The following is a 22,771-nucleotide window of genomic DNA, read 5'->3' as shown; positions in this document are numbered from 1 at the left end:
CCACTACCCGCACCTGGGTCAGCTACGGGCTGGTTCGTACGGACGGAGTTCGGCGGCCAGTTCCTCGTGGACGCGGGCCCCCAGCAGCGTGCCCTCCGGGGTGTGCTCCTCGGTGAGGACTTCGCCCTCGGCGTGTACCCGGGAGACCAGGCCGCCGTGGGTGTAGGGCACCAGGATCTCCAGCTCGACCGAAGGCCGTGGCAGCTCGGTATCGATGAGGGCGAGCAGCTCGTCGATGCCCTGGCCGGTGTGGGCCGAGACAGCGATGGAGTGCTTCTCGGTACGCAGCAGTTGCTGGACGACCAGGGGGTCGGCCGCGTCGGCCTTGTTGATCACCACGATCTCCGGCACATCGGTAGCGCCGACATCGCGGACCACCCCACGTACGGAGGCCAGCTGCTCCTCCGGCGCCGGGTGTGCGCCGTCCACCACATGCAGGATGAGATCGCTGTCGCCGACCTCCTCCATCGTGGAGCGGAACGCCTCGACGAGGTGGTGCGGCAGGTGCCGTACGAAACCGACCGTGTCGGCCAGGGTGTAGAGCCGCCCGCTGGGGGTCTCGGCCCTGCGCACCGTCGGGTCGAGGGTGGCGAACAGGGCGTTCTCCACCAGGACGCCCGCGCCGGTGAGCCGGTTGAGCAGCGAGGACTTGCCCGCGTTGGTGTAGCCGGCGATGGCCACGGACGGCACCTTGTGCCGCTTGCGGTCCTGTCGCTGGATATCGCGGCTGGTCTTCATCTCCGCGATGTCCCGGCGCATCTTCGCCATCTTCTCGCGGATCCGTCGCCGGTCTGTCTCGATCTTGGTCTCACCGGGGCCACGGGTGGCCATACCGCCGCCCGCTGAGCCGGAGCCACCGCCACCCATCTGACGGGAGAGCGACTGACCCCAGCCGCGCAGTCGCGGCAGCATGTACTGCATCTGTGCGAGCGCCACCTGCGCCTTGCCCTCGCGGGACTTGGCGTGCTGGGCGAAGATGTCCAGGATCAGCGCGGTGCGGTCCACCACCTTGACCTTGACCACATCCTCAAGGTGGATCAGCTGGCCGGGGCTGAGCTCACCGTCGCATACGACGGTGTCGGCACCGGTCTCCAGGACGATGTCGCGCAGCTCCTCGGCCTTGCCGGAACCGATGTATGTCGCCGGGTCCGGCTTGTCGCGACGCTGGATCACACCGTCCAGGACGAGGGCGCCCGCGGTCTCAGCGAGCGCGGCGAGCTCCGCCAGGGAGTTCTCGGCGTCCTGTGCGCTGCCGGATGTCCAGACGCCGACCAGCACCACACGCTCCAGGCGCAGCTGTCGGTACTCGACCTCGGTGACGTCTTCGAGCTCGGTGGAGAGCCCGGCTACGCGGCGTAGCGCCGCCCGCTCGGAGCGGTCGAGCTGATGGCCGTCACGCTCGCCGTCGATCTCGTAACTCCAAGCGACGTCCTCTTCCATCAGGGCGTCGGCTCGGCGGTTCGTCTCGGCGATGCGCTGGCCACTGGTTGGAAGGGAAGAAGAGGAGGTCATTGGATCCTTACGTGGTTGGAGTCAGCCTTGTGACCGGGGAACGCTTTCCGGGGGTGGATCATTCCCGGCCGCGCCGTCCGATGCCTGAGATGGTCGCACGGCGCGAACTGGCCGTCACCCGGATTTACCGGGGGGCACGGGTTTTTCGGTCTGCCAGTCCGGGTGGCCGGGCATCGGCGGTGTCTTCTTCCCGTACAGCCAGTCCGTGAGGAAGCCGGTGAGGTCCTGCCTGGATACCTCGCCGGCCAGCTTGATGAAGTCGGCCGTGGTGGCCACACCGTCCCGGTGGCGGTTGACCCACGCGCGCTGCACCTGCTCAAAGGCAGCCTCGCCGATCTGCTGGCGCAGCGCGTAGAGAACGACCGCGGAGCCGGCGTAGACGATCGGCTGGAAGATGCTGATCTTGCCGTTCTGGCGCGGCGGGTCGATGGCGGCGGGCGGGCCGTACAGCTGACGCCACTGGTCGGACGCCTCGTACGCCTCCTTCACCCGCCGCTTCATCTGCCAGCCGCCGGCTTCCTCGGCGTAGAGCCACTCATACCAGGTGGCATGGCCCTCATTCAGCCAGAGATCGCTCCACCGGTGCGGGCTGACGCTGTTGCCGAACCACTGGTGGGCCAGCTCATGCACCATGACCGATTCCTGGTACCAGTCCGGGTAGTCCGGGTTGGTGAGGAAGTCCCGGGAGAACAGCGACAGCGTCTGGGTCTCCAGGGCGAAGCCGAAGTCGGCTTCGGCGGCCAGTACGCCATAGGTCTCCAAGGGGTAGCGGCCGACCCGCCGCTCCATCCACGCCAGCTGCTCCGGGGTCTTGGCCAGCAAGGGCTCCAGCGCCTTGCGGTGCTTGGCGGGGACGACATCACGCACCGGGAGGCCATGGGGCCCGGAGCGGTGGATGACCTCGGAGCGGTCGATGGACACCTGAGCGAGCTCGGTGGCCATGGGCTCGCCGGCACGGTACGTCCAGGTGGTGTTGCCGCCGTGGTGGACCTTCGCCACCGGCAGGCCGTTGGTGACAGCCGTGAGCTCCTTCGGGGCGGTGATACGGAAGGTGAACAGGGCCTTGTCTGAGGGGTGGTCATTGCTGGGGAAGACCCGGTGTGCGGCGTCCGCCTGGTTGGCCATGGCCAGTCCGCCCTGCTTGGTCCGGATCCAGCCGCTGGGCTTCTCCGCCTTGGTAGGGCTGGTGTGCCGGATATCGATATGGAGCGGAGTGCCCCGGCCGACCGGTGTGGCGGGGGTGATGACGATGTCCTCACCGGCCTCGACGACTTTCGCCGGTTCACCGTTGACGTGCGCGGAGCGGACCTTGCCGTTGGCGAAGTCGAGGTTGAAGCGGTCCAGGCTCGCCTCGGTGACCTCCGCCTCGATCTTTGTACGGGTCTGGAGGGCCTTGGTGTTGTCGCCGCTGTACCGCAGCGCGATGTCGTACGAGAGGACGTCATAGCCGGGGTTGCCGAGCTCGGGGAAGAGCCGGTCCCCGATGCCGAGTGGCGTAGGGGCGGGGATCGACGCCGCGACCAGGGCGAGGGAGGTCACGGCCACGGCCGTGGCGGTGGCGGAGGGTTTGACCATGGTCCACGGCTATCAGCACACCCGGCGGTCACCCGGACGGCGCGGCAGCACCCCACTCGAATGGGGTGCCGCGGGGCGCGCTCAGACCACCGGACGGGTGGCGCGGATGACGTCATAGACCCCGGGAACGCGGCGCATGGCACGCATGAGTGCGGGCAGCCCGGTGGCATCGGGGAGTTGGAGCGTATACGTGTGGCGCACCCGCTGCTGACGGGGTGGTTCCACATCCGCGGAGATAACGGCGGCGCCCTGTACGGCGATGGCCTCGGTGAGGTCGGCCAGCAGATGTGGCCGGCCGAAGGCCTCAGCGAGCAGGGTGACCCGGCAGCCCGCCACCTCTGACTGCCAGCGCACCGGGACCGGCCGCCGTCCGGCCGTGGCCATCCGGGCCACCGCGGCACAGCTCTCACGGTGCACGGTGATGGCGCCACCGCGCACCGTGAAACCGGTGACGGCATCGGGCGGCACCGGGGTGCAGCAGCGTGCGAGCCGCACCGGCCGGTCAGGCAGCTCGGTGGCGATGGCCGCGCTCTCCGTCGTGGGCCCCGCCGCCGTCGCCGTGGGCGCGGCCTCCTCCGGATCGGTGCGGGCGACGTCCGGGGGGCCGGTGTCTTCGGGGTGGCTGTCGAGCCACTGCCGGATGGCGATCCGGGCGGCGGGGGTACGGGCGTGGTCGAGCCACTGCGGCGAGGGGCCGGAGACGTTCTCGGGGGCCATCAGCAGCTGCAGGGCATCGCCGTCCCGCAGGACGGTGCCGAGTGTGGTGAGCCGGCCGTCCAGCCGGGCCCCGATACAGGAATGCCCGCCGGTGCCATGGCGGGCGTAGGCGGCGTCCACACAGGTGGCACCGGCGGGGAGGTGGAGTGTGCCGGCGTCGGCGGTGCTGCCGGGCTCGGTGCAGAAGACGGTGATCTCACGGTCCTGGGAGAGATCGTCACGCAGCTCCGCCCAGAAGGTGTCCGGGTCGGGGGCGTGGCTCTGCCATTCCAGCAGCCGGGACAGCCAGCCGGGCCGGGTGGGGTCGGCGCGCTCGCCGTCGAGCGCGGGCTCCTCGGCCTCCCCGGTCTCCTCGGCCTCTTCGGCGCCGGAGGACCGGTGCGGGTCACCCAGCGCGATCACCCCGGCCTCGGCGACCCGGTGCATACGGTGGGTACGGACGAGGACTTCGGCGACCCGCCCCTCGGCGTCGGCGAAGGCGGTGTGCAGCGACTGGTAGAGGTTGAACTTCGGGACCGCGATGAAGTCCTTGAACTCGGAGATGACCGGGGTGAAGCAGGTGTGCAGCTCGCCCAGGACCGCATAGCAGTCAGCGTCCTCGGTGACCAGGATGAGGAGCCGGCCGAAGTCGCACGGCCCCAGCTCACCACGCTTGATCCGGGAACGGTGCACGGAGAGCAAGTGCCGGGGCCGGATGAGCACTTGGCAGGCGATTCCGGCGTCCCGCAGCACAGCCCTGACGGACTCGGCCACCGTCTCCAGCGGGTCGGGGACGGCGGCGTGGGCGCGTACGAGGTCATGGGCTCGGGCTTGCTCCTCGGGATGCAGAATCGCGAAGACCAAGTCCTCCAGCTCGGTCTTGAGTGCCTGCACACCGAGCCGTTCGGCGAGCGGGATCAGCACATCGCGGGTGACTTTGGCGATGCGGGCCTGTTTCTCGGGCCGCATCACGCCCAGGGTGCGCATATTGTGCAGCCGGTCGGCAAGCTTGATCGTCATCACCCGGACATCGCTGCCGGTGGCGACGAGCATCTTGCGGAATGTCTCGGGCTCGGCGGCCGCGCCGTAGTCGACCTTCTCCAGCTTGGTGACACCGTCGACGAGATACGCGACCTCCGCCCCGAACTCCTCCCGCACCTGCTCCAGCGTGACTTCGGTGTCCTCGACGGTGTCGTGCAGCAGGGAGGCGGTCAAGGTGGTGGCCTCGGCGCCGAGTTGGGCCAGGATGAGGGTGACGGCAAGCGGGTGGGTGATGTAGGGCTCGCCGCTCTTGCGCATCTGCCCACGGTGCGAGGACTCGGCCAGCATGTACGCGCGGCGCAGCGCGTCCAGATCGGCGCCCGGGTGATGGGCGCGGTGCGCCTGGGCGACATGTTCGAGGGCGTCGGGGAGCCCGCCACGCGGGGCGGAGCCCAGGAGTGCGGCCCGGCTGAGCTTCCTAAGGCTCCGTACCGCGCTCATGGGCAGCCCCCTTTGAGATGTCGCAGTTGAGGTGTCGCAGCGTCAGATGCCTGATGTTATCGACCTCATCACCCGCTGCGGCCCAGCTCCTGCCCACCGTGGTACGTATCACCTATTCGAGCTACGCATATGCCGGGACATAAAGATCAACGAAGCGACAGCCAGCCGGAATCGATGGTGCCCTCGGCCACAATCACGGCGGGACCGGTCATCTCGATCTCCCCGTCCGGCCGCTCGGTGATCAGCAGTCGTCCACCGGGAACATCCACGGTGTAGGTGACGGGGTCGCCGTCCACGGCCGGGTCGGCGCCATCGCGACGAGCGGCGGCGACCATCACGGCACAGGCGCCGGTGCCACAGGAGCGGGTCTCGCCGGAGCCACGCTCATGGACGCGCAGGGCGACATGGCGCGGGCCCCGGTCGACGACGAACTCGACATTGGTGCCGTCCGGATAGGCGGCGGCCGGTGTGACGGTGGGCATGCTGAGCAGGGTGCCCGCGTGATCGAGGTCTTCGACGAAGGCGACGGCATGCGGATTGCCCATATTGACGTTACGGGCCGGCCAACTCCGCTCCCCCACCGTGACGGTGACATCCCCCTGCGGCCCGTCGGGCAGCAGCGCCTTGCCCATGCAGACGGTGACATCCCCGCTCTTGGCGAGGTGCGTCTTCCGGACACCCGCACGGGTCGCGATCGCGAGATCCCCGGCCTCGGCCAGCCCGGCCCGCTCCAGACAGCGGGCGAAGACCCGGACGCCGTTGCCGCACATCTCAGCGACACTGCCGTCGCTGTTGCGGTAGTCCATGAACCACTCGGCCTCCGCGGCCATCGCCCGCGCCTCGGGGTGTGCCGCGGACCGTACGACCCGCAGCAGCCCATCACCGCCGATCCCGGCCCGCCGGTCGCACAGCCGGGCGACGGCGGCCCGGGACAGCTCGAGCCGCCCGTCCGGGTCGGGGACGATCACGAAGTCATTCTCGGTGCCATGCCCTTTGAGGAAGGCGATCGGCTGCGCTGCGCTGCTCACACACCGATCGTACGGGAGGGGCCGTGCCGACCCTATTTGAGCCGTGCGACCCGCCAGATGGCGAGCGCGACCAAGGCGCCGAAGATCACGGTGTAGAGCACGATCAGCCGCCAGTCCTGGCGGCGGCCACAGCCACGGGGCGGCAGTCCGGGCAGCGAGTAGCCCACCCGGCGGGCCGCCATCATGCCCCAGCCTGCGGCACAGCCGCAGAGCAGCAGCCCGAGCATGGCGATGACCGCGCCGCCGTCGCCGAGCTCGAAGGCGAGCGGGAAGGCGAACATCAGGGAACCGATCGCGGCCAGGCCGACGATCGGGGCGAGCTGCCAGATCCGCAGCCGCCGCGGTGGGCGCAGCTCGCCATAGAACTCACCACCGTCCACCCCGGAGGTCTCCGCGGGGTCGTCGGTCAGCGGATCCAGGGTGGGGTCGTCGCTGTCACGAGGGCCGGCCTCCATCGCCACGCGCCCTCCCAACTCACGGCATTGCGGCTCGATCGTTGATAATGGCACGTCCGCACGGCCCACCAGGCCGCCAGGAGCGTCCCGATGCCATCACGTGATCAGGCTGTGACCGGTCGTTCGAGCAACGCCATGGCGCGCTCGGTGAGCTCCGCCCTCCGGTCGGCGGCGCCACTGAGCCAGCGCACCCTCGGATCCCGGCGGAACCAGGAGTCCTGTCGGCGTGCGAAGCGCTTGGTCGCGCGCACGGTTTCGGCGCGCGCCTCATCCTCGGTGCACTCTCCGGCCAGGGCGGCGAGAACCTGCTGGTAGCCCAGGGCGCGGGAGGCCGTACGGCCTTCCCGGAGCCCGGCGGCCTCCAGCGCGCGTACCTCCTCGACCAGCCCGTCCGCCCACATCCGGTCGACCCGGGTGGCGATCCGCCCGTCCAGCTCGGGCCGCTCGACATCGACCCCGATCTGCAGGGTGTCGTACACCCCCCGGTCCTGGCCGGGGCCGGGCAGGTTGGCGGTGAAGGGGCGGCCGGTGATCTTGATCACCTCGAGCGCGCGGACGATCCGGCGGCCGTTGCTGGGCAGGATCGCCCGGGCCGCCTCGGGGTCGGCGGCGGCCAGCCGCTGGTGCAGCGGCCCGGAGCCGTGTTCCGCCAGCTCCTCCTCCAGCCGGTTGCGGACAGCGGGGTCCGTACCCGGGAAGTCGAGGGCGTCGATGGCGCCACGGACGTAGAGCCCGGAGCCGCCGACCAGTACGGGGATACGGCCTTCGGCGAGCAGCCGGTCGATCTCGGCGCGGGCGAGCCGCTGGTACTCGGCGACGCTGGCGGCGACCGTGACATCCCAGATGTCCAGCAGGTGGTGCGGGACACCCTGCCGTTCGGCCGGGCTCAGCTTGGCGGTGCCGATGTCCATACCGCGGTAGAGCTGCATGGAGTCGGCGTTGATGACCTCGCCGCCCAGCCGCTGGGCCAGGGTGACGCCCAGATCGGACTTTCCGGCCGCGGTGGGACCGACAACGGCGATGACCCGGGGAACGGGAGCTGCGCATTTCACACTCGTAAGTCTCGCAAACCTCCCAGGTGCTTCACGAATGAGCGACGTGACGCTCCGCAGTGGGCGTCGTTGCCTGTTGCGAGGTTCCGACAGCCGGTTCCCGGACCGGTGCCCCCGGCAGCGCAAGGAGACGCTCCGGGAGGCTCGGGATTTCGCTCACACGAGTAAGGTCTGGAGAAATTATGGGCGTTTTTGCCTGGTTCCGTCGTAAGTCGTCGGATGCGTCAACCGAGGAGGGTCCCACCGCCGCCCAGAGTGCGGAATCCGAGGGCGCGGAGACGACGACGGAGACCGAAAAGGCGACTGCCGAGAAGGCCGGGGAGACCGATACGATCAAGGGCTCCGACGAGACGGAGGAGTCGGACGAGGCCTCGACCGCCGAGGGAGTGGACATTCCGAAGCAGCAGTCCGCGGAGGAAGCCGCCGACAGCGAGGCCGGCGAAGGCGCCCGTAAGTAGTCGCAGATCAAGGGAAGGTGACCGCCATGAGCTTCATGGGCAAGGTCAAGAGCATGCTCGGACAGCACGGAGACAAGGTCGGCACGGGACTGGAGAAGGCCGCGAAAGCGGTGGACGCCAAGACCAAGGGCAAGTACAGCGACCGCATCAAGACGGGCACCGAGAAGGCCAAGGAGGCCGTAGGCCGCCTTTCCGATGAGCAGGACGACAAGAACGGTACGAAGGACAACAAGGACAACAAGAACGACAAGAACGGCAAGGACAAGGACGGGTCCTGACCCCGTCCCCGCCGCCGTCCTTCGCGCATCGGCCGCACAGCTGTGGAGCTGTGCGGCCGTGCCGTGTCAGGACGAGCTGTCAGGACCAGCTGGCCACGAAGTAGCCGACGCCGTAGGGGGCGCTGTCGTACAGCAGGCTTCCGCGCAGGCCCGCCTTCTCCCCCGCGCCCGCCAGCAGCTGCCAGCAGGACCGGCCGGATGCCTTCAGCTCAAACGCCAGCTCCGCGTCGAGTGCCGCCAGCGCGGCGGTGTCGGCTGCGCCCAGGGCGCGGGCGGCCGCCGCGTCGAAGGCGGCGGCCCGCTCATCGAAGTAGCCGGGCGCCTTCAGGGTGCGGCAGGCGCTGCCATCCCCCATCACCAGCAGCGCGACCCGCTCATCCTCACCCGCGATCTCCCGGCCGACGGTCTCGCACCGCTCCGGGTCCAGCGGCTCGCCCACCCCCAGCCCCTCTACGGGAGCGGCGCTCCACTCCGTACGCTCCAGCAGCCACGCGGCAACGGCGAGCGACGGCGGCAGCGCGCGGGGCCCGCCTTCGCCATGGCCGAGGGTGACCTCCAGATCAACTCCGAAGCCCCGGAAGGACCCCCGGCTGCCGGGCGGGAACGCACCCCGCGAGGGCCGCCCGGCGGGGCCGACGACGACCAGCCGGTCGGGGCGGGCGGCGGCGAGGACGCCCACGGCGTCGTAACAGGCGGCCCGGGCGTCGTCCATCTCGTGGGCGGCGCCCCCGGCGACGTCGGGCACCAGCAGCGGGGGGCAGGGGCAGACGGCAGCGGCTACAAGCATGCAGCGCAGCTTATGGGTGGCCGGGCCCCCGAGCGAGCGCCGCACCGGGCGTGCCCCGGAGGGACTCCCCAGCCCCGCCCCTTCCCGAACTCGTCCTCAATCTCCCCCAGCTAACGCTGGGAGGTGCCCCCAGGACGGGCTCGAAAATCGACCCCGCCCCGGAGCACCTCCCGGGGGAGATTGAGGACCGGAGGTCTGGGGGCCGAGCCCCCAGTTTCGGGAAGGGGCGGGGCTGGGGAGGACACTCAGCAGGCGCTGCAACCTCCGGTTGGGGCTGGGAGGGGGTCTGGCGCGCCCACCTTGGGGAGGCCGAGGAGGACGCCTGAGGGCTTCTCCGACGGGGCGGCGTGGCGGGCTTCCCAGGCGTCCCCCGCGCGGGTGCGGCGTACGGACTTGGCCGGGCCCTCGGCCAGCAGGTGGTGCGGGGCCGCGTAGGTGATCTCGACGGTCACCATGTCACCGGGGCGCACGGGCTCGTCCGGGCGCGTGAAGTGCACCAGCCGGCTGTCGGGCGCCCGCCCGGACAGCCGCTGGGTGGCGCCGTCCTTGCGGCCCTCGCCCTCCGCGACCATCAGCTCAAGGGTGCGGCCGACCTGCTTCTTGTTCTCCTCCCAGGAGATCTCCTCCTGAAGGGCGACCAGCCGCTCGTAGCGGGCCTGGACGACCTCCTTGGGGATCTGCCCCGCCATCTCGGCGGCGGGCGTCCCGGGCCGCTTGGAGTACTGGAAGGTGAAGGCCTGCGCGAAGCGGGCCTCGCGCACCACGTGCAGGGTCTCCTCGAAGTCCTCCTCGGTCTCGCCGGGAAAGCCCACGATGATGTCGGTGGAGATGGCGGCGTCCGGCATCGCGGCACGCACGTTCTCGATGATGCTGAGGAAGCGCTCCTGCCGGTACGAGCGGCGCATCGCCTTCAGCACCCGGGAGGAGCCGGACTGCAGCGGCATATGGAGCTGCGGCATGACGTTGGGTGTCTCGGCCATCGCGGCGATCACGTCATCGGTGAAGTCGCGCGGGTGCGGCGAGGTGAAGCGGACCCGCTCCAGACCGTCGATCCGGCCGCACGCACGCAGCAGCTTGCTGAACGCCTCACGGTCACCGATGTCGCTGCCGTACGCGTTGACGTTCTGCCCGAGCAGCGTGATCTCGGTGACGCCCTCGGCGACCAGCGCCTCCACCTCGGCGAGGATGTCGCCGGGCCGGCGGTCCTTCTCCTTGCCGCGCAGCGCCGGAACGATGCAGAAGGTGCAGGTGTTGTTGCAGCCGACGGAGATGGACACCCAGGCGGCGTACGCGCTCTCCCGCCGGGTCGGCAGCGTGGAGGGGAAGGCCTCCAGCGACTCGGCGATCTCGACCTGCGCCTCCTGCTGGATACGGGCCCGCTCCAGCAGCACCGGCAGCTTGCCGACATTGTGGGTTCCGAAGACCACATCCACCCAGGGCGCCCGCTTCACAATGGTGTCGCGGTCCTTCTGTGCGAGACAGCCACCGACAGCGATCTGCATTCCGGGCCGGGCCGCCTTCTTCGGCGCGAGCTGGCCGAGATTGCCGTAGAGCCGGTTGTCGGCGTTCTCCCGCACCGCACAGGTGTTGAAGACGACGACATCGGCGCCGTCGGCGTCCTTGGGCGCCCGGACATATCCGGCGTCCTCCAGCAGCCCCGCCATCCGCTCGCTGTCATGGACGTTCATCTGACAGCCGAACGTCCGCAGCTCATAAGTCTTCGCAGTCATCTCAATCGACCAGGGTACGTGGTCCACGGGCACCCTCGCCTCTCCCTATCCGGTGGGCGGGATGGCAGGATCCAGGCCATGGAGAGCAGCAGACGCCGGATACTGCAGGCCGCCGGGGTGGTCGTGGTGGCGCTCGGGCTGCTGCTGTGGTGGCTGCTGCCGGGCGGCAGCCCGGCGCCCAGTGGTCCGGTCACCTTCGCGACGGGGGTGCCGACGGGCGTGTACGACCGGTACGGCGCGCTGCTCAAGGAGCGGCTGCGGCAGGATCTGCCGGACGTCGAGCTGGTGCTCCAGCCCAGTCAGGGTTCGGTGCAGAACATTGAGCGGGTGATCTCCGGTGAGGCGGCGTTCACCATCGCGCAGTCGGATGTGGCCGCCGAGTATCTGAAGAAGGGCGGCAAGGACGCCGGGCGGCTGCGGGCCTGTGCGCGGCTGTACGACGACTATGTGCAGCTGATCGTCCCGGCGGATTCCACGGTCCGGGAGGCCGAGGATCTGAAGGGGCTCAAGGTGGGGGTCGGCCAGCGGCGGTCCGGAGTACGGCCGATCGCGCGCCGTCTGCTCAGGGCTGCGGGGCTCGACTCCGAACGGGACATCACCCCGGTCTATCAGGGCATCGACACGATGCCCGGGCTGCTGGAGAAGGGCGAGCTGGACGCTTTCTTCTGGACCGGTGGGCTGCCGACGACGGCCATCCAGAATCTCGCCCAGCGCACCGATATCCGGTTGGTGGAGCTCGGCGGTCTCATCCCGGAACTGCATGCCCAGGAGCCGCAGGCCCGCCACTACCGCGCGGCGGTCATGCCCGCGGACGCGTACCCGGCCGTTCAGCGCGGCGAGGCGGTCAAGACGGTGGCCGTGGCGAACTTGCTGGTCACCACGGACCGTACGGACGCCGCGCTGACCGAGGGCCTGACCCGATCCCTGATCAGCAGCCGTGACCACATCGGCCGTGAGGTCCACGCCGCCCAGAAGGTCGACCTGCGTACGGCGATCTATACGGACCCGCTGCCGCTGCACGAGGGCGCCCAGCGCTACTACCGGGCGGTCAAGCCCTGACTGGGCGTGAGGCAGGGTAAGTTGACCTTCGGCAGCCGTAACGAGGGGACGCACACGGATGACCGGGGAATCGGAGCACGGACGTACGGGTGAGCGGATCGAGATCGTCCGGGCCACCGAAGATCATGTAGAGCGGATCGTGGCACTCGCCAAGTCGCGGGCGCTGGACGGCACGGAACCCCACACCGCACGTCAGGAGGGATTCCTGGTGTCCGCCTATGGCGCGGACACCTACCGTGCGCGGCTGACCACCGCCGAGCACTTCTATGTGGCGCTCAAAGGGAGCGATGTCCTCGGCTTCATCATGGCGTACAGCGATGACCAGGTGGAGCCCGATGAGTGGCTGAACCGTCATTTCAAGTCGGTGCTCGGTAAGTTCCTGGTCATCAAGCAGATCTGTGTCTCCCGGGATGCGGCCCGTACCGGCATCGCCTCGATGCTCTACTACCACGTGCTGGAGCAGTGGCACGAGAGCCCGGTCATCGCGGCCGTGGTCTGTGAGCCGCCGAACGACGCCTCCGCCCGCTTCCACCGCAAGGTCGGCTTCCAGGAGCTGACCCGGCTTACGCCGCCCGATGGACGGCCGCGCGTGGTGTGGATCTGGCGCAAGCCCCGCGAAGCCATGCTGCAGGCGCAGTACGCGATCTCCGTCGACTTATACAAGCACGAGGACAGCACCAACTGGCAGAAGCTCAACAACTTCTTCTACATCACCGCCGGTCTGGCCGCCGCGACCGCGTTCACGCTGAGCAAGGAGGGGGCCGAGTCGGAGCACACCGCCCGCGGTCTTGCCATCATTATCGCGATCATCGGCTTTGGGGCGTCGGTCGCCTTCTCGCAGATGCTGCGCTTCGGGCGACGCTATCTGCAGGCGCGCAAGCAGGCCGTGACGGAGCTTGAGGACTATATGGCCTGGCACGGTGGGCACCGCATAGTGAGCCGGAACATCGGGGACCAGGGCGGGAAATGGCTCAGCGCGTCGCCTACCGGGATCATTATGGTGCTGCTTCCGTCGCTGGTGGCGGTGTGCTGGCTGGCGGTACTGGCCGTAGTGATCACGAGTTAGGCGGCGTGATCACGAGTTGGGCAGCGCATGGGGCTTGGACCTCATGCACAGTGCCGCCGCGCACGCGTGGAGCGCACGGGGCTGGGCGCCCGGCAGGGCGGCGGCCAGGTGGCCGTCCGGGCGGATGACCAGGACGGTGTGAGCGGCCGCGCCCGGGTAGCTCTCGGCGACCAGAAGTTCGGCGGGGAGCGGCAAGGTCCGCACAGCCGAGGCAAGTTCGGGCATAAGACCGGCACGCAGCCAGTGCCGGCTGTCCCAGACCCGGGTGCCGGGAGCGACCAGCACGACCAGCAGCTCACGGCCCAGCCGCTGCCACAGCGGCTGCCGCACCCCGTCCAGCGCGGTCACCGGAACGTCGGCGGCCACCTCGCCCAGCCCCGTACCGACCGTTTCCCGGGTGACCTCGGGCGGTGCCGCCAGCGGTGAGCGGGCGTAACCGCCGGGGGCACCCAGGGAGCCCCGGCCGAGGTGACCGTCCGTGAGCAGCGTCAGAGGGCCACGCGAGCCGCCCGGCAGCAGGGTGCGCAGCCCGCCGCTTCCCCGGACCAGTGGCAGCGCCTGGTCCAGGGCGCGCAGCCGGGCGCCGACGGCGGCTCGCCGCTCGGCCTCGTAGCTGTCGAGCAGTTCCCCGGACGCTCCGTGGTGCCAGGCCAGCGCCAGCTTCCAGGCGAGGTTGTCGGCGTCCCGTAGCCCCTCGTCGACGCTCTGGGTGCCCAGTGCGCCCAGCAGATGGGCGGCGTCCCCGGCGAGAAAGGCACGCCCGGAGCGCCAGCGCCGGGCGAGCCGCTGATGTGCGGTGTGTACGCCGGTGTCGAGGAGTTCGTAGCGTGGTTCCGGCTGCCCTGTCCATCGGGTGAGGGTGGCGTTGATCCAGCGCAGCATGGCTTCGGGGGTGACCAGGTCGCCGCGCGGCGGCAGCAGCCAGTCCAGCCGCCATACGCCGTCGGGCAGCGCCCGGGCGGAGATCTCGCCGCCGGGGCCGGGCGGCTCGCGGTGCAGCAGGGCCTCATCGGGCCAGGGGAGTCCGGCCTGGAGCGCGGCCACGGCGTGCCGCTCCACGGCGGTACGCCCGGGGAAACGGATGGCGAGCAGCTTACGCACGGTCGAGCGGGCGCCGTCGCAGCCGACCAGATAGCTGCCGTGCCAGGAGGTGCCCCGTGGGCCCCGGGTGTGGGCGCTGATGCCGTCGCCGTGCTGCTCCAGTCCGGTGAGTCTGCCCTCGGTGGCGAGATGGATCAGATCCTGACGGCGGACGGCGGCGCGTAGCGCTTCGGTCAGCGCGTGCTGGTGCAGATGCAGTGGCGCGTCGGCCGGGGCGAAGTCCTCCTGTCGTATGGTCTGCCGGCGCCGCAGCGTCCGCCACACCTTCCAGTGCGCGCCGTCCAGGGCGGCGCCCGTGCCGGCCAGTCGCCGGGCGAGCGCCGCCGTATCGGGCCGCAGGACACAGCTTCGTGCGGGGCGTGGGGTAGTCTCACCGTCCCCGGCCTCGAGCACGACCGAGGGCACCTCGTGCCGCGCGAGCGCCAGCGCCAGCGCGAGTCCGACCGGGCCCGCGCCGACCACGATCACCGGGTCCACGGCAGGCAGCCCTCGCTGTCCTCGCGGACCTTACGGGCAGGGGGAGTTGACGCCAAGCGGCCCTGGTGCGTGATCACAGAACGTATGCAACCCACTGCCTGTTCCGGCGTCAAGTGACGTCCGACGGTGTGCGGTGCCGTGGTACGCGTACCGCTGCCCCGCACACCGTCTCGCCGGGTGTTGGCGGGTGGTTGTCAGTCCGGCTGGGTCACGTCACCTGCCTCCAGGACGGGTGCGGCTTTCGCCACCTCGATGCCGGTCCTGGCCCGGCGGCCGCGCCGCTCGATCCAGGTGGCGAGGGCGGACAGTGCCATACACATGGCGATGTAGATCGCACCAATGACGAGAATCACCGTGACATAGGGATTGTCACCATTGACGATGGTGTTCCTGGCGAGCAGCGTCCCGGCCTGCAGAAGCTCCTCGTACACGATGATGAACCCGAGCGAGGTGTCCTTCAGGGTGACCACGAGCTGGCTGATCACCGCGGGCAGCATGGCGCGTACGGCCTGCGGGATCTGGATGGTGACCATGACCTGGGTCTTGCTCATACCCAGCGCGTAGGCGGCCTCGACCTGGCCCTTGGGCACGGCCAGGATACCGGCGCGCAGCACCTCGGCCTGGACGGAGCCGTTGTACACGGTCAGTCCGAGCACCAGCGCCCACATGGGCTGGTCGGTCAGGAATCCCACCCAGATCACAAAGATGGTGATGAGCAGGGGGACAGCCCGGAACAGTTCGATGAAGGCCATCGCGAACCAGCGGACCGGCCAGTGGTCCGAGAGCCGGGCTACCGCCAGCACGGCAGCCAGCACGAGCGACAGTATCCCTGCCAGCACAAAGGCCTGCAGAGTGCGGACGATGCCGTCGGCGATGCCCTCGATGATCCCGCTGTACTGGAAGATGCCCCACATCTCCGGCGCCAGCTGCCCGGTGTTCGCAAGCCGCACGATGCTGAGTGTGATCAGTCCGGCGACAGCGAGCACACCGAGGACCGACATCATGCGGTTGCGCGCCTTGGCCCTGGGGCCGGGTGTGTCGTAGAGGACGGAACTCATCGCGCGACCCCCATCTGCCGCTCCAGTACGCGGAACACACCGCTGATGGAGAAGGTGATGATCAGATACGCGAGAGCGATCCAGAGGAAGACGACCATGATGTTGAAGCCCATATCGCTCAGGTCCTTCTGTACACCGAAGAGTTCGGTGTTGCTGAAAGCGCCGGCGATCGCTGAGTTCTTCGTCAGTGCGATGAGGATGCTGCTCATGGGCGGCAGCACGGTGCGCGTCGCCTGGGGCAGCACGATGAGCCGCAGGGTCTGCATAAAGGTCATGCCCAGGCTGCGGGCTGCCTCGGCCTGTCCGACCGCGACCGTGTTGATGCCCGAGCGGACTGCTTCACAGACAAAGGAGGAGGTGTAGAAACCCAGTGCCAGAATTGCCAGCACATAGGGGCTCATTCCGGGAAAGAGCACCATCGGCAGAATGAAGAAGGCGACCAGGAAGAGCAGCACCAGCGGCGTATTACGCAGCACCGTGACCCAGACCGTGCCGAAAGCCCGCAACGGCGGCACGGGTGAGACCCGGAAGCCGGCGATCACAACGCCCAGCACCAGGGCGATCAGCGCGCTGGCAGCGGTCAGCGACACGGTGCCGATGAACCCGTCGCGGAACAACGCGAAATGGTCAAGCAGTACATTCATCGAGATCTCCGCGATTTCTCCGCGCGGGCGGTCAGCGGGACGGGCAGGATGGATCGCGCCCCGTATGCCCGCCCAAGCGCGGGCATACGGGGCGGTATTTCACCGTTTCACCGTTTCACCGGATCAGTAACGGTCCAGAGCCGGCGGGTCGACGAACTCGGAGCCCGACAGGCCGAGCGTCGCGTCGTAGGCCTTCTTGTAGTCGCCGTTCTTCACATGCGCTTCGAGGGCATCGGAGACCGCGTCGCGCAGGGCCTTGTCGCCCTTCTTGACGCCGACGCCGTACGGCTCGTCACTGAAGGTCTCACCGACGACCTTCAGCTGCGTGGGCCGCTGGGCGGCGTAGCCCTTGAGGATGGCGTCATCGGTGGTGATCGCGTCCACCTGGCCATCGACCAGCTGCTTGACGCAGTCGGTGTACTTGCCCAGCTCGATCGTCTTGGCGCCGTACTTGTCCTTGTTCTCCGTGATGTTACGGAGCGGGGTGGAGCCCTTGATCGAGCAGACCGTCTTGCCCTTGATGCTGTCGGGGCCCTTGATGTCCTTCTCGTCCGCACGGACGAGAAGGTCCTGCCCCGCCATGTAGTAGGGACCGGCGAAGTCGACCTGCTTCTTGCGCTCGTCGTTGATGGTGTAGGTGCCGATCATCAGATCGACCTGGCCCTTGGAGACCGCGGTCTCACGGATGGAAGAGTCGATCGTCTTCCACTCGATGTCCTTCTCCGGGTCGAAGCCCAGGTCGGCCGCGATCATCTTGGCGATCTCGACGTCAAAGCCCTCGTACTTCTTTGTCCTCGGGTCCTTGAAGCCAAGGTAGGGCTGGTCTTCCTTGGAGCCGATGACGAGCTTGCCGCGCTTCTGTGCCGCCTTGATCACCGGTGAGTCTATGTTGACGTTCTCAGCGACGGTGTAGGTCGGCAGATCGGGCTTGCCCTCGGCGCCCGGCGACTTGTTCTCACCCGGCGTACCTTCCTTGCCGCCACAAGCGGTGGCGGCTGCGGTCAGTGCGAACACAACGGCGGTGGCGGCGGCGGTCCTGCGGAGTTTCATAAAGAGCGTCCCTTTGTGTCGTCTCATGCGTCAGCCTGCGAACTGCGACCGACGTCAGTGTCAGTGCTGCAGGATCTTCGACAGGAAGTCCTTGGCCCGGTCGCTGCGCGGGTTGCTGAAGAACTGGTCGGGGGTCGCCTCTTCGACGATCCGCCCATCCGCCATGAAGACCACGCGATTCGCGGCGGAGCGGGCGAAGCCCATCTCATGGGTGACGACGACCATCGTCATACCGTCCCGGGCCAGCTGCTGCATGACCTCAAGGACCTCGTTGATCATCTCGGGGTCAAGCGCGGAGGTTGGCTCATCGAAGAGCATCACCTTCGGCTCCATCGCCAGCGCACGGGCGATAGCCACCCGCTGCTGCTGGCCGCCGGAGAGCTGCGCCGGATACTTGTCGGCCTGGTTGGCGACGCCGACCCGCTCCAGCAGCTCACGGGCCCGCTTCTCCGCCTCGGCCGTTGAGCGGCGGCGTACCTTGATCTGCCCCAGCGTCACATTCTCCAGCACTGTCTTGTGCGCGAAGAGATTGAAGGACTGGAAGACCATGCCCACATCGGCACGCAGCCGGGCCAGCTCCCTGCCCTCCGCGGGCAGCGGTTTCCCGTCCATGGCGATCTGACCGGAGTCAATGGTCTCCAGCCGGTTGATGGTGCGGCACAGCGTTGATTTGCCGGACCCGGAGGGACCAATAACAACAACCACCTCGCCGCGCGTGATGGTCAGATCGATGTCCTGGAGCACATGCAGCGCACCGAAGTGCTTATTGACGTTGTCCAGTACGACCAGGGGTTCCGTCGCTGACGCGGTGTCCTCGGTCACCGATACTTCGCTCATCGGCGTCACTCGCTCCGTCCTCATCGATTGAGGGGACCTTATTGACGTGCGGGAACTAACGTCACCACATCTGAGCTGAACTTGAGCATAACGATCCGGCCACGGCTGGACATTCACTACAAAAGGCACGCTGGATGGCGTACCGGCTGCATAACGGAAACCCATAAAGGATCGAGGTGCCCTTGACTCACTCGAGCCAGTGGGCGTGGATGCATAGTCGGCACACGAAGAGCGGGATGAGCGCAGGATGAGAGCGAGAGGAGGCCCCATGCGGCTGCTGCTGGTCGAGGACGACGATCATGTCGCCGCGGCGCTGTCCGCTGTACTCACGCGGCACGGCTTTGAGGTCGTGCACGCGGGCAACGGTGCGGAAGCCCTCCAGGAGCTGCTGCCGGAGGACGGCGCGGCGCCCTTCTCCGTCATACTGCTCGATCTCGGACTGCCCGACCAGGACGGCTTCGAGCTGTGCGGGCGGATCCGCCGCCGCACCAGCACCCCCGTGATCATGGTGACGGCGCGGGCCGATGTCCGGTCCCGCATACATGGCCTCAATCTGGGCGCCGACGACTATGTCGTCAAGCCCTACGACACCGGTGAGCTGCTGGCCCGTATCCATGCCGTCAGCCGCCGCACCACGGTCGAGGACCACCCCGAGCCGACCGAAGAGGAGCAGCCGGCCGCCAAGGCGCTGCGCTTTGGCGCCATGGTGATCGAGCTGCCTACCCGCCAGGTGTCCGTGGACGGCGAGCCGGTCTCGCTGACCCGGAAGGAGTTCGATCTGCTCGCGCTGCTCGCACAGCGCCCCGGGGTTGTCTTCCGCCGGGAGCAGATCATCAGCGAGGTGTGGCGCACCAGCTGGGAGGGGACCGGCCGCACCCTGGAAGTGCATGTGGCCTCGCTCAGATCCAAGCTGCGGCTGCCCGCCCTGATCGAGACGGTACGGGGCGTTGGCTACCGGCTGATCACCCCGGCCGCCTGACGCCCGTACGGTCCCTTACGTGCGCTCCCGCCTCCTCCCCCTCCTCATCATCCTGATGGCCGGTGTACTGCTCGCCCTGGGCTTTCCGCTCGCCGTCAGCATGGCGGCCGCCGAGCAGCAGCGGGCCGTCGTCGACCGGATCGATGACACCGCGCGCTTCGCCTCGCTCGCCCAGTTCGTCACCTCCCGGCCGGGCGTGGGCTCCCGCGGTGCTGCCGCCGTGGCCCAGGACGCCCGGGAGAAGGAGCAGGACGAGCGGCTGAACACCCTCCGCGAGGAGCTGGTGCGCTACCACGAGCTCTACGGCATCCGGGCCGGGGTCTTCTTCCGGAACGGCGAGGAGATGGCCGCCGCCCCCGAGGGCTGGCGGGTACCCGAGGAAGGCGAAGGCGCCGAAGCCTTCGCCGAGGCGCTGGCCGGCCGCCGCAGCCATGACCCGTCCCAGGTGTGGCCCTGGCAGCGGGGCCGGATAGCGGTAGCCTCACCGGTCATCCGGGACGGCGATGTGGTCGCGGTCGTCCTCACCGACTCCCCCACGGACCAGCTCCGTTCCCGCACCCTGCACGCCTGGCTGCCGCTCGCGGCGGGCGAGGCCGCCGCGATGCTGCTCGCCGTCGGCGCCGCCTTCCGGCTGGCGGGGTGGGTGCTGCGGCCCGTACGTATCCTGGACAAGGCCGCGCATGACATCGCCACCGGACAGCACAAGTCCCGGGTCGCCGCTGCCGGGGGGCCGCCTGAGCTTCGGCGGCTGGCCCGGTCGTTCAATGAGATGGCCGACCATGTCGAGGATGTGCTGGAGCAGCAGCGTGCCTTTGTCGCCGACGCCTCGCACCAGCTGCGCAATCCGCTTTCCGCGCTGCTGCTGCGGATTGAGCTGCTTGGCCTGGAACTGCCGGAGGGGAGCGAGGAGTTCGCCTCCTTGCAGGCGGAGGGGAAGCGGCTTGCCCGGGTCCTGGACGGTCTGCTCGGCCTCGCCCTGGCCGAGCACTCCGCAGCCGATCTGCGGCTCACGGATGTCGCCGGGCTGGCCGCCGAACGGGTGGCCGCCTGGCGGCCGGTCGCCGACCGTGCGGGCATTGAGCTGCGTACGAACGGGAACACGGCGGTGACCGCCTGGGCCGATCCGGTGGCGCTCTCCAGCGCGCTGGACGCGGTTGTCGACAACGCGCTGAAGTTCACGCCCGGGGGCGAGTCGGTGACCGTCACGGTCACGCCGCATGGCGAGCAGGTCACCCTTGTGGTGGCCGACGGGGGGCCCGGGCTGGCCGAGGACGAACTGGAGCGGATCGGCGACCGCTTCTGGCGCAGCAGCCGCCACCAGAACGTCTCCGGCTCCGGGCTCGGCCTCTCCATCACCCGGGCGCTGCTGGCGGCGGGCGGGGCGACGATCTCGTACGCGCCGCATGAGCCCCATGGTCTGCGGGTGACCATCACCCTGCCACGGAACGCTCCCTGAGCGAGCGCGGCGGGGTTCCACCCCCGGGTGCGGGGTGCCGTGGGTGGGTTTCCCCGTATCCCGGCCCCTTCCCGGCTGTGCCGATGTGTGGCTCCGCCGCGTGGCACCGGTGGGTTTCCCCTAAGCCCGCCCCTTCCCGGAACCGGGGCTTGCGCCCCGGGGCCCCGGGGGTGGACGGGTGCGGGACGGTAGCCGGGTGTTGTGCCCACCCGTTCCGCCCTGCGGAACGACTGCCCACAACAGGTGGGGGTCTACTCCCGTTGGGGACGGGGGAGGTTGACCAGTAGGAGTGTGAAGCCGGCGAACATGAAGTTGCGGGTGGCCGCTTCCAGGCCGTTCCACTGCGAGGACTGCCACATGGCGAACCACTCACCGCCGATGGCGACAAAGCCCGCGCCGAAGAGCAGCATGAACATCGTCAGACCGAGCGTGCTCATCCGCCGGGCGCGGGCGAAGGACCGGCGGCGCCAGCCGCTCGCCCACAACACCGTGGCCAGGACAAGGACGAGCGCGGTCAGGGCCTCCCAGACGATAATGGCGATATAGGCGGCGTTCTGAACCCAGCGCGATTCAATCGCCCGCCACATGAGGTCCTCGTCCTTGAACGTCGTGTCCATCGCCAGGACGTGTTGCACGAAGCGCTGGTTGGTGTCGAAGTCGGTCACATTGCCGAAGACGACGAGCGTGATGTACAGAGCCACGCTGCCGGTCAGGGCGGCAGCCGCGACCTGCAGCGTTCCCAGCCGGGTCATCGTCCCTCCGCCCCCGGGAAATCCCCACGTTCGGTCATGGGACCATCATGACAGTCGGCACCGACAGCGTCCTGCGCCTACCCGGTCGTCGCGGGAATGTGCTGCGTTACGCAGTGGACGCCGCCACCGCCCCAGGCGAGTGTGCGCGTGGGTATGCCGATCACCTCGCGGTCGGGGAACAGCGCGCGGAACTGCGCCAGGGCGATGTCGTCCTCCGCGGTCTGAGCCGTCGGGACAACCACGCTGCCGCTGGTCTCGTAGTAGTTGGTGTAGCTGAACGTCTCCACGAGCAGCCCGTTGACCGTGAAGTGGGGCTGCTGATGGATCTCCACCAGCTCGAAGCTGCGGCCATTCGCGTCCGTAGTGCCGTCGAGCACCGCTTTGTTGGCCGCCATCCGGGTGTGATTGGGGTTGCTGGTGTCGGGCTGGGTGTGAAGGAGGAGCTTGGCCGGGGCGAGATAGGCGGCGCAGAGATCGATGTGGCCGTCGGTGATGTCGTCGTTGTTGAGGCCGTACGGAAGCCAGATGACCTTGCTGGCTCCGTAGGCCTCCAGCAAGGTGTCCTCGATCTGCTCCCGCGTCATGTCAGGGTTCCGGTTGGGGTTGAGCAGGCACTCCTCGGTGGTGATCAGCGTGCCCTGCCCGTCGGTGATGACAGCACCGCCCTCCAGGACCATCTCGACGGGCTCCCGTTCCACGCCCAGGTACTCGCACACGCCGACGGGCAGCAAGTCGTCCTTGTCGTACGGATACTTGTTGCCCCAGCCGTTGAAGTCGAAGTCGAGGCCGATCTTCTGCGTCCCTGCCGCGTTCAGGGCGAAGACCGGGCCGGTGTCCCGGGTCCAGCAGTCGTTGATCGGGTACTCGATGACCGTGACCGCGTCGCCGCACTGCCGACGTGCCTCATCGGCCGTGCCCGGTTCGGCCACCATGATCACGGTCTCGAACCGGGCGACGCTGCGGGCGATGGCGGCGATCTCGGCCTGGACATCGGTGAGCAGCCCGCCCCAGCCGACGGTCCGGTCCCATGGCCAGGCCATCACACAGCCAGAGTGGGCCTCCCACTCGGCCGGCGCCCGGAACATCTCTCCGGCGACCGTGGCAGCCGCTGCCGGGCGGACTCCGATCATGGTGGCGGTCGCGGCCGCCAGGGCGGTGACGCCGAAGCGCCGCCGGGTCATCCGGGGAACGTGCATGGGGTCACTCCTTAGTTGGACCACAGTTCGACAAAGAACAGAT

21 protein-coding genes are annotated in these 22,771 nt (G+C 68.9%); 6 read left to right on the top strand and 15 right to left on the bottom strand.

Features of this window, described 5'->3' with window-relative positions:
- Positions 1 to 18 precede the first annotated feature (18 nt).
- The 6 genes from hflX to miaA form a co-directional block, all read right to left on the bottom strand.
- On the bottom strand, positions 19 to 1,512 hold the full coding sequence (gene hflX / locus test1122_RS21330; RefSeq protein WP_232270764.1) for a GTPase HflX: 1,494 nt from the start codon (positions 1,510 to 1,512) through the stop codon (positions 19 to 21).
- A gap of 114 nt (positions 1,513 to 1,626) precedes the next feature.
- Positions 1,627 to 3,087, bottom strand: coding sequence for a M1 family metallopeptidase (locus tag test1122_RS21325; protein WP_232270763.1), 1,461 nt, complete (start codon positions 3,085 to 3,087; stop codon positions 1,627 to 1,629).
- A gap of 81 nt (positions 3,088 to 3,168) precedes the next feature.
- Positions 3,169 to 5,265 (bottom strand): RelA/SpoT family protein, encoded by a 2,097-nt coding sequence (locus tag test1122_RS21320; RefSeq protein ID WP_232270762.1) that lies wholly within the window; start codon positions 5,263 to 5,265, stop codon positions 3,169 to 3,171.
- A gap of 146 nt (positions 5,266 to 5,411) precedes the next feature.
- Positions 5,412 to 6,293, bottom strand: coding sequence for a diaminopimelate epimerase (dapF, locus tag test1122_RS21315; protein ID WP_232270761.1), 882 nt, complete (start codon positions 6,291 to 6,293; stop codon positions 5,412 to 5,414).
- Between the two features lie 32 nt (positions 6,294 to 6,325).
- Positions 6,326 to 6,748, bottom strand: a complete 423-nt coding sequence (locus test1122_RS21310) for a hypothetical protein (RefSeq protein ID WP_232272023.1) — start codon at positions 6,746 to 6,748, stop codon at positions 6,326 to 6,328.
- A gap of 104 nt (positions 6,749 to 6,852) precedes the next feature.
- The gene (gene miaA / locus test1122_RS21305; RefSeq protein WP_232270760.1) at positions 6,853 to 7,800 is read right to left on the bottom strand and encodes a tRNA (adenosine(37)-N6)-dimethylallyltransferase MiaA; all 948 of its coding nucleotides are present in this window, start codon (positions 7,798 to 7,800) and stop codon (positions 6,853 to 6,855) included.
- Between the two features lie 182 nt (positions 7,801 to 7,982).
- On the opposite strand from miaA, the gene test1122_RS21300 reads away from it, so the two are divergent.
- Both test1122_RS21300 and test1122_RS21295 read left to right on the top strand, forming a co-directional pair.
- Complete coding sequence (locus test1122_RS21300; protein ID WP_232270759.1) at positions 7,983 to 8,258, top strand: hypothetical protein; 276 nt, start codon at positions 7,983 to 7,985, stop codon at positions 8,256 to 8,258.
- A 26-nt stretch (positions 8,259 to 8,284) separates the two neighbouring features.
- Positions 8,285 to 8,536: an antitoxin gene (locus test1122_RS21295; RefSeq protein ID WP_232270758.1), complete on the top strand. Its 252-nt coding sequence runs from the start codon at positions 8,285 to 8,287 to the stop codon at positions 8,534 to 8,536.
- A gap of 79 nt (positions 8,537 to 8,615) precedes the next feature.
- Here test1122_RS21295 and test1122_RS21290 read toward each other — a convergent pair whose 3' ends face one another.
- Both test1122_RS21290 and miaB read right to left on the bottom strand, forming a co-directional pair.
- The gene (locus test1122_RS21290) at positions 8,616 to 9,323 is read right to left on the bottom strand and encodes a class III extradiol dioxygenase subunit B-like domain-containing protein (RefSeq protein ID WP_232270757.1); all 708 of its coding nucleotides are present in this window, start codon (positions 9,321 to 9,323) and stop codon (positions 8,616 to 8,618) included.
- A gap of 245 nt (positions 9,324 to 9,568) precedes the next feature.
- Complete coding sequence (miaB, locus tag test1122_RS21285; protein WP_232270756.1) at positions 9,569 to 11,053, bottom strand: tRNA (N6-isopentenyl adenosine(37)-C2)-methylthiotransferase MiaB; 1,485 nt, start codon at positions 11,051 to 11,053, stop codon at positions 9,569 to 9,571.
- 78 nt (positions 11,054 to 11,131) lie between these two features.
- Here miaB and test1122_RS21280 point away from each other — a divergent pair, with 78 nt between their 5' ends.
- Together test1122_RS21280 and test1122_RS21275 are read left to right on the top strand one after the other, a co-directional pair.
- The gene (locus tag test1122_RS21280; protein WP_232270755.1) at positions 11,132 to 12,112 is read left to right on the top strand and encodes a TAXI family TRAP transporter solute-binding subunit; all 981 of its coding nucleotides are present in this window, start codon (positions 11,132 to 11,134) and stop codon (positions 12,110 to 12,112) included.
- 58 nt (positions 12,113 to 12,170) lie between these two features.
- The gene (locus tag test1122_RS21275) at positions 12,171 to 13,178 is read left to right on the top strand and encodes a GNAT family N-acetyltransferase (RefSeq protein WP_232270754.1); all 1,008 of its coding nucleotides are present in this window, start codon (positions 12,171 to 12,173) and stop codon (positions 13,176 to 13,178) included.
- A gap of 9 nt (positions 13,179 to 13,187) precedes the next feature.
- Here test1122_RS21275 and test1122_RS21270 read toward each other — a convergent pair whose 3' ends face one another.
- The 5 genes from test1122_RS21270 to test1122_RS21250 all read right to left on the bottom strand — a co-directional run bounded on the left by test1122_RS21270 (position 13,188) and on the right by test1122_RS21250 (position 18,345).
- Entirely contained in the window at positions 13,188 to 14,756 is a 1,569-nt protein-coding gene (locus test1122_RS21270) for an FAD-dependent monooxygenase (RefSeq protein ID WP_232270753.1), read from the bottom strand.
- Between the two features lie 194 nt (positions 14,757 to 14,950).
- A complete protein-coding gene (locus tag test1122_RS21265) occupies positions 14,951 to 15,814 on the bottom strand; it encodes an amino acid ABC transporter permease (RefSeq protein ID WP_232270752.1) in 864 nt (287 codons plus the stop codon).
- On the bottom strand, positions 15,811 to 16,458 hold the full coding sequence (locus tag test1122_RS21260) for an amino acid ABC transporter permease (RefSeq protein ID WP_232270751.1): 648 nt from the start codon (positions 16,456 to 16,458) through the stop codon (positions 15,811 to 15,813). The genes test1122_RS21265 and test1122_RS21260 overlap by 4 nt, the downstream gene beginning before the upstream one ends.
- Positions 16,459 to 16,581: 123 nt before the next feature.
- Positions 16,582 to 17,508: a glutamate ABC transporter substrate-binding protein gene (locus test1122_RS21255; RefSeq protein WP_232270750.1), complete on the bottom strand. Its 927-nt coding sequence runs from the start codon at positions 17,506 to 17,508 to the stop codon at positions 16,582 to 16,584.
- Between the two features lie 60 nt (positions 17,509 to 17,568).
- Positions 17,569 to 18,345 (bottom strand): amino acid ABC transporter ATP-binding protein, encoded by a 777-nt coding sequence (locus test1122_RS21250; protein WP_277879867.1) that lies wholly within the window; start codon positions 18,343 to 18,345, stop codon positions 17,569 to 17,571.
- Between the two features lie 268 nt (positions 18,346 to 18,613).
- On the opposite strand from test1122_RS21250, the gene test1122_RS21245 reads away from it, so the two are divergent.
- Both test1122_RS21245 and test1122_RS21240 read left to right on the top strand, forming a co-directional pair.
- Complete coding sequence (locus test1122_RS21245; protein WP_232270749.1) at positions 18,614 to 19,324, top strand: response regulator transcription factor; 711 nt, start codon at positions 18,614 to 18,616, stop codon at positions 19,322 to 19,324.
- Positions 19,325 to 19,343: 19 nt separating this feature from the next.
- Positions 19,344 to 20,780, top strand: a complete 1,437-nt coding sequence (locus tag test1122_RS21240) for a sensor histidine kinase (protein ID WP_232270748.1) — start codon at positions 19,344 to 19,346, stop codon at positions 20,778 to 20,780.
- Positions 20,781 to 21,031: 251 nt separating this feature from the next.
- Here test1122_RS21240 and test1122_RS21235 read toward each other — a convergent pair whose 3' ends face one another.
- Together test1122_RS21235 and test1122_RS21230 are read right to left on the bottom strand one after the other, a co-directional pair.
- Entirely contained in the window at positions 21,032 to 21,532 is a 501-nt protein-coding gene (locus tag test1122_RS21235; RefSeq protein WP_232270747.1) for a DUF2165 domain-containing protein, read from the bottom strand.
- Positions 21,533 to 21,609: 77 nt separating this feature from the next.
- On the bottom strand, positions 21,610 to 22,728 hold the full coding sequence (locus tag test1122_RS21230) for an agmatine deiminase family protein (RefSeq protein WP_232270746.1): 1,119 nt from the start codon (positions 22,726 to 22,728) through the stop codon (positions 21,610 to 21,612).
- Between the last annotated feature and the right edge of the window lie 43 nt (positions 22,729 to 22,771).

The organism is Streptomyces gobiensis (assembly GCF_021216675.1).
In the GTDB taxonomy this organism is placed as follows: Bacteria; Actinomycetota; Actinomycetes; order Streptomycetales; family Streptomycetaceae; genus Streptomyces; species Streptomyces gobiensis.
This window is presented reverse-complemented; position numbering and strand designations above follow the sequence as displayed.

Bases quoted from the DNA above. Each gene is read 5' to 3' on its own strand.
- hflX (WP_232270764.1), bottom strand. From the start codon at position 1,512: ATGACCTCCTCTTCTTCCCTTCCAACCAGTGGCCAGCGCATCGCCGAG.
- test1122_RS21325 (WP_232270763.1), bottom strand. From the start codon at position 3,087: ATGGTCAAACCCTCCGCCACCGCCACGGCCGTGGCCGTGACCTCCCTC.
- test1122_RS21320 (WP_232270762.1), bottom strand. From the start codon at position 5,265: ATGAGCGCGGTACGGAGCCTTAGGAAGCTCAGCCGGGCCGCACTCCTG.
- test1122_RS21310 (WP_232272023.1), bottom strand. From the start codon at position 6,748: ATGGAGGCCGGCCCTCGTGACAGCGACGACCCCACCCTGGATCCGCTG.
- test1122_RS21300 (WP_232270759.1), top strand. From the start codon at position 7,983: ATGGGCGTTTTTGCCTGGTTCCGTCGTAAGTCGTCGGATGCGTCAACC.
- test1122_RS21295 (WP_232270758.1), top strand. From the start codon at position 8,285: ATGAGCTTCATGGGCAAGGTCAAGAGCATGCTCGGACAGCACGGAGAC.
- test1122_RS21290 (WP_232270757.1), bottom strand. From the start codon at position 9,323: ATGCTTGTAGCCGCTGCCGTCTGCCCCTGCCCCCCGCTGCTGGTGCCC.
- miaB (WP_232270756.1), bottom strand. From the start codon at position 11,053: ATGACTGCGAAGACTTATGAGCTGCGGACGTTCGGCTGTCAGATGAAC.
- test1122_RS21280 (WP_232270755.1), top strand. From the start codon at position 11,132: ATGGAGAGCAGCAGACGCCGGATACTGCAGGCCGCCGGGGTGGTCGTG.
- test1122_RS21275 (WP_232270754.1), top strand. From the start codon at position 12,171: ATGACCGGGGAATCGGAGCACGGACGTACGGGTGAGCGGATCGAGATC.
- test1122_RS21265 (WP_232270752.1), bottom strand. From the start codon at position 15,814: ATGAGTTCCGTCCTCTACGACACACCCGGCCCCAGGGCCAAGGCGCGC.
- test1122_RS21260 (WP_232270751.1), bottom strand. From the start codon at position 16,458: ATGAATGTACTGCTTGACCATTTCGCGTTGTTCCGCGACGGGTTCATC.
- test1122_RS21255 (WP_232270750.1), bottom strand. From the start codon at position 17,508: ATGAAACTCCGCAGGACCGCCGCCGCCACCGCCGTTGTGTTCGCACTG.
- test1122_RS21250 (WP_277879867.1), bottom strand. From the start codon at position 18,345: ATGAGCGAAGTATCGGTGACCGAGGACACCGCGTCAGCGACGGAACCC.
- test1122_RS21245 (WP_232270749.1), top strand. From the start codon at position 18,614: ATGCGGCTGCTGCTGGTCGAGGACGACGATCATGTCGCCGCGGCGCTG.
- test1122_RS21235 (WP_232270747.1), bottom strand. From the start codon at position 21,532: ATGACCCGGCTGGGAACGCTGCAGGTCGCGGCTGCCGCCCTGACCGGC.
- test1122_RS21230 (WP_232270746.1), bottom strand. From the start codon at position 22,728: ATGCACGTTCCCCGGATGACCCGGCGGCGCTTCGGCGTCACCGCCCTG.